Origin of the sequence: Acinetobacter schindleri CIP 107287 (assembly GCF_000368625.1) — a bacterium.
In the GTDB taxonomy this organism is placed as follows: Bacteria; Pseudomonadota; Gammaproteobacteria; order Pseudomonadales; family Moraxellaceae; genus Acinetobacter; species Acinetobacter schindleri.
Genome location: NZ_KB849577.1, coordinates 26,064 through 39,094, shown reverse-complemented (window position 1 = coordinate 39,094; position 13,031 = coordinate 26,064). Strand labels below are relative to the sequence as shown.

9 protein-coding genes are annotated in these 13,031 nt (G+C 39.8%); 5 read left to right on the top strand and 4 right to left on the bottom strand.

The genetic code is table 11. The annotated features are described in order from the left end of the window. Positions 1-150: 150 nt before the first annotated feature. A complete protein-coding gene (locus tag F955_RS12700; protein ID WP_004814214.1) occupies positions 151-996 on the top strand; it encodes an SDR family NAD(P)-dependent oxidoreductase in 846 nt (281 codons plus the stop codon). 147 nt (positions 997-1,143) lie between these two features. Here the strand turns inward: F955_RS12700 and F955_RS12695 are convergent, their stop codons facing one another. The 3 genes from F955_RS12695 to F955_RS12685 form a co-directional block, all read right to left on the bottom strand. Further along, the gene (locus tag F955_RS12695; protein ID WP_228127693.1) at positions 1,144-2,187 is read right to left on the bottom strand and encodes an LLM class flavin-dependent oxidoreductase; all 1,044 of its coding nucleotides are present in this window, start codon (positions 2,185-2,187) and stop codon (positions 1,144-1,146) included. 285 nt (positions 2,188-2,472) lie between these two features. Further along, positions 2,473-3,837: an MATE family efflux transporter gene (locus F955_RS12690; RefSeq protein ID WP_004895320.1), complete on the bottom strand. Its 1,365-nt coding sequence runs from the start codon at positions 3,835-3,837 to the stop codon at positions 2,473-2,475. Between the two features lie 122 nt (positions 3,838-3,959). Next, a complete protein-coding gene (locus F955_RS12685; protein ID WP_004895318.1) occupies positions 3,960-5,114 on the bottom strand; it encodes a methionine aminotransferase in 1,155 nt (384 codons plus the stop codon). Between the two features lie 245 nt (positions 5,115-5,359). Between F955_RS12685 and F955_RS12680 the strand changes: the two genes are divergently transcribed. Genes F955_RS12680 through F955_RS12670 form a run of 3 tightly spaced genes read left to right on the top strand, consistent with a single transcriptional unit; the run spans position 5,360 to position 11,221 of the window. Beyond that, positions 5,360-8,161 carry a type VI secretion system Vgr family protein gene (locus F955_RS12680; RefSeq protein ID WP_004895316.1) on the top strand — a complete coding sequence of 934 codons (2,802 nt, stop codon included), beginning with the start codon at positions 5,360-5,362 and terminating at the stop codon, positions 8,159-8,161. Positions 8,162-8,176: 15 nt separating this feature from the next. After that, positions 8,177-10,345, top strand: a complete 2,169-nt coding sequence (locus F955_RS12675) for a LysM peptidoglycan-binding domain-containing protein (protein ID WP_004895314.1) — start codon at positions 8,177-8,179, stop codon at positions 10,343-10,345. 9 nt (positions 10,346-10,354) lie between these two features. Beyond that, complete coding sequence (locus F955_RS12670; protein WP_004895313.1) at positions 10,355-11,221, top strand: hypothetical protein; 867 nt, start codon at positions 10,355-10,357, stop codon at positions 11,219-11,221. A gap of 42 nt (positions 11,222-11,263) precedes the next feature. On the opposite strand, the gene F955_RS12665 is transcribed toward F955_RS12670, so the two are convergent. Further along, a complete protein-coding gene (locus F955_RS12665) occupies positions 11,264-12,184 on the bottom strand; it encodes a Dyp-type peroxidase (RefSeq protein WP_004895311.1) in 921 nt (306 codons plus the stop codon). Between the two features lie 158 nt (positions 12,185-12,342). On the opposite strand from F955_RS12665, the gene F955_RS12660 reads away from it, so the two are divergent. Beyond that, positions 12,343-12,966, top strand: a complete 624-nt coding sequence (locus F955_RS12660; protein WP_004895310.1) for a LysE family transporter — start codon at positions 12,343-12,345, stop codon at positions 12,964-12,966. Positions 12,967-13,031: the final 65 nt, after the last annotated feature.

The following is a 13,031-nucleotide window of genomic DNA, read 5'->3' as shown; positions in this document are numbered from 1 at the left end:
TTGATCACCAACCTAGATTGTCCTGAACAGATAAGTCATCATGATTGACAATGAGTATTGTCAAAACTATATTGAAGAGAATTGCTGCATGAAGCACGACAGAACAAGAAATACTGTCTGAGCAGGCAGTTTCATTAATAAGGGAAACTTATGAAAAATTTTAATAATAAAGTTGCAGCGATTACCGGTGCAGGTTCGGGCATTGGTCAGCAGTTAGCTGTACTTTTGGCGAAACAGGGCTGTCATCTGGCATTAAGTGATGTGAATGAACAAGGTTTACTTAAAACACTTGAGCTGATTAAAGACACTGGCGTGCGTGCCACCCTCGACAAGGTCAACGTTGCCGATTTGGAAGAAGTCCGTGCATGGGCGGAAAAAGTCGAGCAGGATCATGGCAGTATCAACATGATCTTCAATAATGCTGGGGTCGCTTTGGGGTCAACAGTGGAAGGCGCATCTTATGACGAACTCGAGTGGATCGTGGGGATCAACTTCTGGGGCGTGGTGTATGGCACTAAAGAATTCTTGCCACGCATTAAAAAGACCGGCGATGGTCATGTGGTGAATATTTCGAGTTTATTTGGACTGACTGCGCAGCCAACCCAGTCTGCCTACAATGCCACCAAGTTTGCAGTGCGTGGTTTTACTGAGTCTTTACGTCAAGAATTGGATATTGAAAATTGTGGTGTAAGCGCACTCTGCGTGCATCCGGGGGGAATTCGTACCAATATTGCCAATGCCGCAAAAATGAATGACAGCCTCAGGGCTTTAGGGATGAGCCCTGAAAAGTCTGCGCGTAGCTTCAATAAATTATTGCGTTGTCCGCCTGAAGAAGCAGCGCGTCAGATTTTGGAGGCCGTTCAAAAAGACAAACGCCGTTTATTGATTGGTAACGATGCCAAAGCGATCGATTTAATCCAACGTATTTTACCAACGGGGTATCAGAAGGTCACAGCTTTTGCCACTAAGTTAGGTAAATCTAAGAAATCAGCTTAAATTATTAAAAGTTATGAAATTAAAGTCCGCTTCTGCGGACTTTTTATATTTAAATTTAAGAAATGAAAGACTAGCAATAATTTTTCTTTCTCTCCTCCACAGAAAATAAAATAGTAATTCAAACTAATCTTTTTTATAAAGGCTGATCTAAGAGGCTATAGCCGTATTGGGTTGAGTCACTAGATACTGGTTTACTGGACGTTTCAGACCCAGATTTTCACGCATAGTGCTGCCTTCATATTCAGTCAGGAACAGGTCACGGCGTTGCAGCTCCGGTATAATGAAATTGACGAAGTCATCCAGGCCGGCAGGCGTTGTTGGTGGTAACACATTGAAGCGGTCTGCAGCTTCATTTTCGAACCATTCCTGTAACTGATCGACCACCTGTTCAGGTGTACCAATCAATGTCCAGTGACCACAGGCAGAAGCAATATATTCGTATAACTGACGAATACTAAAGTGATGCTTCGCTGTAATCTCAAGCATTATTTGCTGACGACTGGACTTGATCTTAATATCTTCTATGGGGAAGGGGGCATCCAGATCATAGTGTGAAAGATCAATATCGCCGGCTAAACCTGAAAGTAAGCCCAAGCCGACATCCGGGTGGATCAGGCTATTGAGCAATGCATATTTTTCTTTGGCTTCGTGTTCGGTCTTGGCGACAAATACCGATACGCCTTGGACATTAAAATATTTTCCTTGATGAAGCGGTTCATGCTGTTTAGTGGCCTCAAAAAAATGACCACTTTCTTTATCGTAGAGGAAGGCGTCATCTTCCCAGGAATCCCAGAGTTTCTGCACGACTTCAATAAATTCATCCGCGCGTTCATAACGGACTTTGGCATCTGGATGTGTACTAAAACCAAAGTTACGCGCAGTTTCAGCAGACATAGTCGTCACAACATTCCATGCAGCACGACCCCTACTGATATGGTCTAAAGAGGCATATTTACGTGCTAATAGATAGGGTTCTTCATAGGTGGTTGATGCAGTAGCAATAAAGCCAATATTTTTGGTGACTGCTGAAATAGCCGCAAATAAGGTCAAGGGTTCAAACCCAACAACTTTGTCACTATACCCTACATTTTTATTATGCTTAGAAGCGCCATGACTCCAGTTAACAGCTAAACCATCGGCAAGAAAATAAGCATCAAATAGACCACGTTCAGCAGTCTTTGCTAGTTCAATTGCATAATCAAGGCTTCAATGATCTTGAGGCTGGGACGCTGGATGCCGCCAACCTGCTGCATGTTGCGATGTCGTTGGAATGAAGGCACCCAGTTTAATTTGTCGTTGAGCCATGCTGAAATCCTGTTGTTATCCTGTATTTCAACAGGTTTATAACAAGGAATAATCGAGTTTAAAAATACGATAAAATTAAATCCTTATAATGAATATGGAATAAGCATAAAGATGAGGTGTATTTAATTAAAAAAAAGATAAGTTTTAAATTTATACATACTTGAGCTACTGTTAAATCAGCGCTTCAATGGTTTTCTTTTTCCAGACAAACTGGTAATACAAGCCTTGCATGATGCACAGACAGACAAAGGCCAAGGCATAGCCATACCAGATGCCTTGCAGCCCCCACCAATGGCTAAATAGATAAGCTGCCGGAACTTCAATTGCGATGATGGCGATAATATTGATAATCATCGGTACGGTCACTGTACCGCTGGCTCGCATAATCGAAGCAAAAATCGCACTGGCACCAAAGAACAGAATCGACCAAAGCACGATAAATAGTAGCTGCTGACCCAACACCACCACTTGCGGATCGGTAATAAACAGTGCCATCAGATATTTCGAGAACAGATAGGCCAATACCACCAGACTACCGGTAAACAGGATATTCATACTCAGGGCCGTACGTGTTACTTTATTGAGTAGGTCATTTTTACCCGCACCAATTGCTTGGGCACCAAAAACGGAAGCAGCAATGGCGATGGAAAGTGCAGGGAACTGGATATAATTCAGCACCTGATTTACTGCACCATAAGCTGCTGTAGCTTCCGCACCATAACGGTTGACCAGACCGACAATCACCAAACCTGCAGCTGAAGTAGTAATCATCTGAACACCGGTAGGAATACCCAAGCGCAGAATAATTTTGCTTAAGCCAGGATGATGACGGATATGCTTTAGTAAAGCCCAATCTAGTTTAAGTGGATGTTGTTTATAATTTAAATACAGGGCTAAAAATAACAGGACTGCTATATTACCAAGAATAGTTGCAATGGCAGGCGAGATAATCCCCATTTTCGGGAAACCGAAATAACCGGCAATCAGAACAGGTGTCACCACCAGACCGACTCCAATCGTCAGGGCAGAGGCAAATAAGGCCGTCGTGCTGTCACCCACACCACGCAGAATTGAAGTATAAATAATATAAATAAAAATCAGCGGGCTACCCGCAAGCATCCATTGCACATAAGGTAGAGACAGATGCATCACATCGGGATCGGTTCCAAGCAGTAGCAGAATCTTCTCTGCAAAAATCACCCCAAAAAATGCAATCAGGCTACCGCCAATTAGGGTCATAAAAAGGGTAGAACCAATAACACAGCGGACTTTTTCCAGATTTTTTGCTCCCCAGGCCTGTCCCACCAAAACGGTTGAACCTGCGGACAAGCCAATTACAAAAGCCATCAAGCAGAACAGGATTGGGAAAAAAACCGCAACTGCAGCAATGGCATGTACGCCCAGCATTTGCCCCACAAAAATCGTATTAATCGTACCGGACAAACTTTGCAGGATATTGGTCACAACCAGCGGCAACAGGAAAATAAAAAATGTTTTCCATAGATTTTGCTGCTGAACCAATGCTTGCTGTGCCATAAGACATCCTGTTCTTGATTATTAGAAAGGGAGAAAAAAATAATTATCGGAAATTTGCAGAAAAATAGCCTTAGCTTTTAGGTAACTAAGGCTGAAGCTATGTAAGTCTTTAAATATTTAAATCAAACTTTGGAAAGAATTTCGCCCGCTTGCAGCAAAGTTTGTTCTTTTTTGGCAAAACAGAAACGCAGCAAACGTAAATCTTTTGGCGGCTGTTTATAAAATACTGATACCGGAATCGCCACGATCCCATGTTGATGGGCCAAATACTGACACATAGCAACATCCTCTAAATCTGGTCGAATTTTGCTGTAATCCAGATTCTGGAAGTAAGTCCCCTGTGATGGTCTCCACTGAAAACGTGAATTCTGAATGGATGAATTAAACAAATCCCGTTTGGCCTGATAGAAGGCCGACAGCTGGGGAATATGCTCAGGATGTTGTTGTAAATATTCAGCTAATGCCACTTGTACTGGTGTTACACCACAAAAGCTGGCAAATTGGTATACCTGACGGAACAATTTCATTAAGGCCGGGGTAGCTACACAGAAGCCGGTTTTCCAGCCGGTGACATGGAAGGTCTTGCCAAAGGAACCAATCACAAAACTGCGTTCACGTAATTCCGGGAAGGAAAGTGCTGAATAATGTTTTACATCATCAAAGACCAGATGTTCATAAACTTCATCAGAGAGCACCACAATATTGCGGTCACGGATCAGTTCAATCAGCTGTTGCCAATCCGCTTTAGACCAGACACTTCCAGTAGGATTATGCGGGGTATTTACAATAATCATGCGGGTGCGATCATTAATCGCATCCTTAACCTGGCTCCAGTCCACTGAAAAATCCGGATGCCCGAGTGCGATATGAATCGGTTTAGCCCCTAAAACCTGTACCGTCGGCGCATAACTGTCATAACTCGGGTCAAAAATAATGACTTCTTCATCTGCACGCACTACAGCCTGAATTGCGCAGAAGATTGCAATCGTTGCGCCAGGTGTAATGGTAATTTCCTGAGCTGGATCTAGTGATAATTGATCACGCTGTAAATATAAATCAGCGACCAAAGCGCGTAATAAAGGTAAACCATCTCCAGGTGCATACTGGTTAAAACCGGACGTACTTGCCCGTCCTAAAGCTTCAATTAAATCGGGTGGTGCAGGGAAATCGGGAAATCCCTGTGAAAGATTCAATGCCCCGAGTTGTTGAGCAAGGGCAGACATGGTACTGAAAATCGTCACGCCCAAGTCAGGCAGTTTGGACTGGAGATCAAGCATGTCACAACGCTCGTTTGATTAATATAAGCATAAAGTGTAGCAGTAACGATTCTGCTCTGTGAGCACAAATAACAGAAATCGTTAGTCATTTTGTCAATAAAATATTAAAAGATTAAAACCTTAATGAAAGAGCTGATGAGCAATAAATTAATGGTCAAATCATGTGAAATAAAAAGCATGATGGACGTATAGGGGGCAATTTTCATAAAATCAGCTGCATAATATTCCTTAAAAATAACTATAAGATGCTAAACAATATTCATACCATCCTTGAGACTCTTGGGCTTAATCTGCAAAAACGAGCCCTACATATCCAGTTTTCTAATCAGGTTTTAAATACACAGGTTTTTATTCAGCGCATTGAAGGTCATCATCAGATTAATGAGGGTTTACAGGCAGAACTGATCTGCCTTTCAACCAATGCAAATCTCGCTTTAAAACAATTTATTGGCTGTCAGGTTGCAGTTGATCAAGTGACTGACCGTGGAGAATTATTTCGAACGACAGGTCTGATTACAGCGGCAAGCCAGGGACAAAGCGACGGAGCTTTGACGCTATATAAACTGACCCTGCAGGATGCAACTTCCTTATGGCATAAACGCCGCAATAGTCGTGTGTTTATGAATAAAAGCGTTCGGGATATTAGTGAAATTTTATTTAAAGAATGGCAGGCTCGCAGCTCCTTATTTGCAGCACGATTGAGCCTGGATGTTTCTGCCTTATCACGGGACTACGATGTTCGACCTTTTGTGATGCAGTCAAATGAAACGGATTATGAGTTTCTGACCCGCTTATGGCGTAGTGAAGGCATGAACTGGCTGATCGATGAAAAGGAAATCATGGTCCCCGTTTCAGCTCAGACCATTCAGCCACAAATTCTACGTTTGATTGATGACCAGCCGCATTTTCAGTCTTTAAAGCGCCGTAGTATCCATTTTCATCGTAGCCATGCCACCGAACCTTTTGACACGATTACTGGTCTATTGGCAGAGCGTTCTTTAAATCCAACCTTAGTACAAACCCAGCGCTGGCACGCGGATCAGCTGGCTCAGAATGAAAGTCAGGTACTGCTCAGTAGCCATCAGCATAGCGAAGTACAGGATAATCAAAGCCTGAATCTTGAAGATGTCTGGACCATTAGCCCAGCCTGGATCAGCGACCTGAATGGAGAAGATCAGACGACTTCAGCCAGTTCTGCTCAACTGGATCAACTCAGCCAGCAGCTACACCAGTCCCATGCCTTGCAGTCCAAATATTTTAAGGCCAGTAGTAGTGTGCGTGATGCACAAGTTGGGTACTGGTTTGAATTACATGATCATCCCGAAATAGATCAACATCCAGCCAATGAACGTGAATTTTTAATTTTAGGGAAATACTTCTATAACCAGAATAATTTACCCAAAGATATTTTGCTGCAGCTTGATCACTTAATACAGTCCAGCCGCTGGAAAGTATTAGATGATGAAAGACAGAGTAATGAATTGTATTTGGTTCGTCGTCATATTCCAGTCGTACCTGAATATCATCCATTACAACATAGGCCTATGGCCTATCCACAGCGGGCGAAAGTAGTTGGACCTGAGGGTGAAACTATTTACGTGGATGAATGGGGGCGGGTCAAGGTTCGTTTCCTGTTTACCCGCAGTGATGACCATCAACATGATGGTGGCGCTGGTGCCAATGATAATGATAGCGACTCGGCTTGGGTAGATGTGTTGACACCATGGGCAGGTGAAGGCTATGGAGCAAGATTCCATCCACGTATCGGGGAAATCGTCGTCATTGATTTCTTTGAGGGAGATGTCGACCGGCCATTTGTGGTGGGTCGTATTCATGAAGCTGAACGGCATCAGACGATGTTTGATGTCAAAGGCAAACTGCCATTAACCAAAAAACTGAGCGGTATCCGCTCTCAGGAGGTAAATGGGGAAGGTTTTAACCAGCTTCGGTTTGATGATACGACCGGACAGATTAGTGTACAGCTACAAAGTAGTCATGGGGCTAGCCAACTAAATTTAGGAAATCTAAGCCACCCTAAAGAAGATGAAGTGAGTGATGGGCGTGGTGAAGGATTTGAGCTTAGGACGGATCAGTGGGGAGCAGTGAGGGCGGGGGCTGGCCTGCTGCTTTCAACGCATAAACAGGAAAATGCTAATGCCAACCACTTAAATAGTAGCCCGGCTAAAAGCCAGCTTGAATCAAGTTTAAATAATAGTAAGGCCTTAAGTGACGTTGCTAAAAACCAGCAAACTGATCCTTTAGAGGCACTTGATCATCTGACAAATTTTCTGAACCAAATTGAACAGCAGGATCAAAGTACGGCTGAAACCTTTAAACATGCGCTAATGGTACTTTGTGCACCAAATTCGATTGCACTTTCAACGAATGAAGATTTGCATTTATCAGCCGATAAACAGATTAACCACAGTGCCGCGGATAGTATCAATTTTTCAACCCAGAAATCTTTAATTGCCCATGCTCAGGACAGGATTAGCCTGTTTGCAGCGCAAAAAGGATTCAGAGCCATTGCGGCAAAAGGCAAAATTGAGCTTCAAGCACAAGATGATGCAATTGAAGCTATTGCTCGCAAACAAATCAAAATTATTTCGACTGAAGATCAGATTGAAATTATAAGTCCTAAAGAAATTGTACTGACTGCGGGCGGATCTCAGTTAAAGATTAATGGAAAGGGAGTATTTAGTACCACAAGTGGGAAGTTTGAGTGTAGAGCAGGGCAGCATAGTTTTATGGGGGGAGCAAACGTAACGTATGAAGTACCTCAGCTTCCCAACAAGCCTTTATATAGCAACAGACTGGATGTATATGATTTATTTTGGCAATCTGACTTCAGTACATTAACTTATAAAGCTTTTATTCCAGAGACAAATTCATATATATCAGGTCAGCTTGATGAGCATGGTCGTACTAAAAAAATGACTACAGCAGATCCTTCTAAGATTGAAGTTTTAGTAGGCCTTAATGATGATTGGGAATTAAATGTTCAGGGTTATGATGTAGAAGATTTAATAGAACATAATAATAACTAGGATATAAAAACAAAAATGGTGAATAAGTCTTTAGCAACCATACAAATTTTAGATTTATTGGGTAACCCAATTTCTAAAGTTCAATATGAAGTTAAAAATAGTAAAACAGGCCAACATGTAGTGCGTGGCTTTACCAACTCTAAAGGATGCCTATACGAGATTCAAAGAGATAAAGGAACAGTTTTAGATATTTACGTCAAAAGCCTTTTTGGCATAGGTATGAAAAAAGTTCAGACATTCACAATGTCGAAAGATCGTATGCTTGTCACGGTAATTAGCCCTAAAATTCTATTGGATTTAAAAACAGTTGATAATAATGGAAGTCAGGGAAGTTATAAGCGTAAAACACATACTATTGAAAAGGGTGAAACTTTATCATCTATTGCGCAGAAATATCAGACCACAGTTCGAGCACTTGAAAAGCTGAATAGAATAAAAGATGCTAATAGAATTAGTATAGGCCAAGTAATTAAGCTACCAGTTAATACACCTGCAACAGGGAATAATATTAGTACGAATAAAAAAACGAGTACTCAACCAATAGAAAAAAGTAAAACAGAAGATAAAAAAGTTGCTACTACGGCAGATACAGGCATTGCTACTACATTTGAAGAATACCAAAGGAAAGCGTTAGAACAACTTAATGAATGGTATGAAGAAGGGAAAAAAGCACTTTCAGAATCGGTAAAAATTGATATTACAGAAGACCGTAGCCAAGAGAGTGGAACACCTAAAACCAATACCAAAAATTTGTGTGAAAATAATCCTCAGTGTATATCAAAAGGTCAAAGTGAATTAATTAGAGAAGTTAATATCAGATTAGCTGGATTTGGAGGTGCATTACCTACAGATGAGTTTACTCCTTTAACTGCGAAATGTATTAAACAGTTTCAAAGAGATTATATGGGGGTGCCAGAAACTGGAAAAATATGTGGCAGTGTTTTAGTTGCTTTAGATAAGTTTTATTATGAATACCCGATTGCTAATTTTATGGCTAAAGCCAGTTGCCCTTGTGGAGAATGTTCAGGCTATGGTATGAATAGAAGAAATACAAAGTCAGGCTTTAATACTGCCAATGAATATCCAGGATTACATAGGTCATTAATATGGATATTAAAATCTTTAAATTTCTATTTAAAAAATGAATTTAAACCTAAAGGCCTTGAAGTGGCTTATATTGAATCTGGTTATAGATGTATAGGTGATAATAAGAAAAAAGGCAGAACCACAGTAAACCATATGGGTTTAGCGCTAGATATACACATCAAAAAAAATGGGAAAAGAACTAAGGCTATAGAAGATGTAGAGTTTATTAGAAAAGAAATTATGACTGTAAAAATGGGAGCAAGTGAAGAAAGGGCTTCTGATAAAATATATTTAGAGCCAACAAAATTTAAGAGTGGAGCAAATGGAGCAACTACTTGGGTTCATTTTGATGTAACAAGATTCTCGAGTATTTACTTTAATGATGAATACTTTAAAAAAGAGATTAAAGATCTAAATGGTAAGCCGATAGTTGAGATTGCTAAATCACTAAATATAAATTCTATTTTTAATTGTGCAGGAATAATTGTAAATACTTCTACTATTTCTAAAATAACAGACCAAACTATTGATGATCTTGTAAAAGAGTTAGGGGACGCAATTGCTAGTGGTGAAGGTAGCTATGAAGCTTGGAATGCGGGAGCTCCTGAAGGGAAAAGGGTCAAATATGGGAAAATGAATGACTTGCCAGGTACAATTACTGGGAAAACTATTGATGAGCTTTTAGAGGCTGCGAAAAAATATAAATGGGATGATAATAGAAGAAGATTTGCAACGGGGAAATATCAAACGATTCCTTCTACTCTAGCGGCAGCTAAAGCAAGACTAAATTTGACTGGTAATGAGTTGTATGATCATGATATGCAAGAAAGAGTCTTTAAGGAACATTTATTAAGAGGTCGTTCATCTATCTATAACCTGATTATTAATGGAAATAAAACTGTAGAACAGGCTATGGTTGATGCTTCTAAAGAGTGGGCTTCAATTGCTTTACCAAAGGGAAAAAAGAATAAATATGGGGTTATTTCTGATGGTAATATTGGTTACCATGAATCTAGAACAAATAAAGCAAATAAACATTCTACTGAGAAAGTTAAAGTTATATTTGAGAAAATACATACTTATCATTCAAATAAATAGGTTTTAAAAATGCAGTTCAAATTAATTTTATTATTTCTTTCTATTTTAGGATTTTCGAGTTGTACATACCCCAAAGAAAATATATTGATAACTTCAGATAATGTCTCAAAATGTTATTTTGAAGGTGGAAATATTGATTTTTGTTCGAAAGATAAGCTTGAGGTTTATAATAAGCATATTAAAGATTTACCTAATTTTTCAAATGATAAAGTGTTATTAATCTTAAATCATAATAGAGATTTAGGTGTAGGTGAAAGTAGAGTTGTTAAGCTGATAGTTATATTAGACCCGTTAGGGAAAAAAGTAATTCCTGTTCCTCAGATGGTAGGTAATTTTGTTGATGGTAAGTTAAGGGAGATTTATAATGAACCTGCTATTATAAAATACAATAAGAAGGGTAATAAAATTTGTTTATCAGGAACTACCTATTTTTTAAAAAATAATAATATTAATATTGAAGATGAATGTTATAATTTTGAAAAAGGTCGTATAAGTAAAATAGAGGATTTGAATTTAAATAATAAAGAATTTTCTAAATTGCCCTATTCATCCGATATTCATTTTAAATGTATAAATAATATTAAATTAAATAAGTGTAATGGGTTAAGATTGATATCTTCGCAAACAATGTTGAATAAGTATAACTTTATTAATCCTCAAGATGGAATGAGTGTGCTCTTGAAAGGAGAAAAAGATTTCTTTTTAATAGTATCTCCGTTTTTTGATGAAGAAGGGGCCAATTTAAGGATTATGAAAGTTAAAGATTTTAACTTAATTTCAGAAAAATATATATATGCAGGAAAGAATGTAGAGATTGATAATAATTTGAATATAAAATATTTTGAAGGAAATAATAAAAAAGAATTCTCATTCTAAGAATAATTGATTTAAAAAGCCGACTTTCATCGGCTTTTCACTTTACCCTTCCAAAACCTCTTCCAGCAATTCCTCACTCGGCGCAAAGTAATATGCACCATCTATTGGAGTCACGAAGTGGAGCAAGCGGTCATGTATTCCATCGCCAGACGTACCGAACATACGCTCTAACATGGCATCAATAATGTTTAAATCTTTGGTGTAGGCAATGAAGAACAGGCCTTGGTCACCACGACCATCACCATAAGGCAGGGAGTGACGTAAAATTTCCATTTCTTCACCTTCCTCGTCTTCAACTACTGTACGAGCAACATGTGCATTGGCAGGTTTTACATCATCATCGAGCTCAATTGATTCAAGCTTGGTACGACCCATTACTTGCTCTTGAGCATCAACTTTTAGCTTTTTCCATTTTTCCAGATTATGCGCATAACGCTGTGCAAAAATAAATGAACCATCCTGGAAAATACCGGCATCTTCACCGACTAAAGCGACTTCAGCGCGATCATCCGGGAATTGCGGGTTTTCAGTACCATCGATGAAGCCGGTAATATCACGTCCATCAAAATAGCGGAAGCAGACACGTTCATCCAGCACTTCAACTTGATCGCGAATTCCTTCAAAGAAAGCCTGACTTAAAGCAAAGCAGATATCAGCACGTGCGCTAGCAATATGAATCAGTACATCCGCAGGAATAACTGGCATATCAAATGAACCTTGAATCGGCTCGAGTTGTTTAAAGCCTACAGGAGCTTGATCATAAAGTTTCGCCCACAGTTCAGGACCAAAAGCCACGCCTGTTTTAATTTGCGCATTAGGATGTTGAGTAATCAGACGATCACGTGTCGTAAATAATTGTTCTAATTGCTCTTTAAAATCTTCAATGCTGAGATCTTTAAGACGTAAAACAATAAAACGAGCATGATCTGAAGGTAATGGCAAAATTACAGATTGGGCTGTCATTCATGGCTCCTGTAATAAAAATTCCTGTATTTAATCGAACTATTGTGCCTGAAGCCATACTGGGTGAATAGTATTCAGATTAAATTTTAGCGAGATTTTGATCTGAATATATTTGAAAAGTCATATAATACGCTTCAAGTTTTCTATCGAGCAGATTCATGTCCTATCAAGTTTGGTTTGCCTACATGCTGGCCTGTTGGGTGATTAGCATTTCCCCGGGTGCGGGCGCCATTGCTTCGATGTCGAGTGGCCTGAATTACGGTTTTCGACATGGCTACTGGAATGCTTTAGGCTTGCAGTTGGCTTTACTAGTTCAAATCGCCATTGTCGCTGCCGGCGCTGGGGTGTTATTTGCTACGACACCTTGGGCATTCCTGCTGGTGAAATGGTTCGGTGTGGGCTACCTGCTCTATCTAGCATATTTACAGTGGACTGCGCCGATGCAGTCAATTGAGATTCAGCATGAATTAACCCGTAAATCAGCGGGGAAGTTGGTGCTGTATGGTTTTCTTGTGAATATGAGTAATCCAAAGGCGATTGTGTTCCTGCTTGCGGTGTTGCCACAGTTTCTGGATCTGTCCAAACCTCAGTGGATTCAGTACGTGATTATGGCAGCAACCATGGTCACCATTGATCTGATTGTGATGGCGGGTTATACCGGATTGGCAGCGAAAGTTTTAAGATTATTGACATCAGCAAAGCAACAAAAAATATTAAATCGCAGCTTTGCCGTGCTGTTTGCCTGCGCTGCAACCTTGCTCAGTTTGGTGCATCAGGCTTAAACATAAAGGTGCATTACACAAAAATAAAAACAATGTGATGTCGCTAGCTTTTGAATATAAAACAT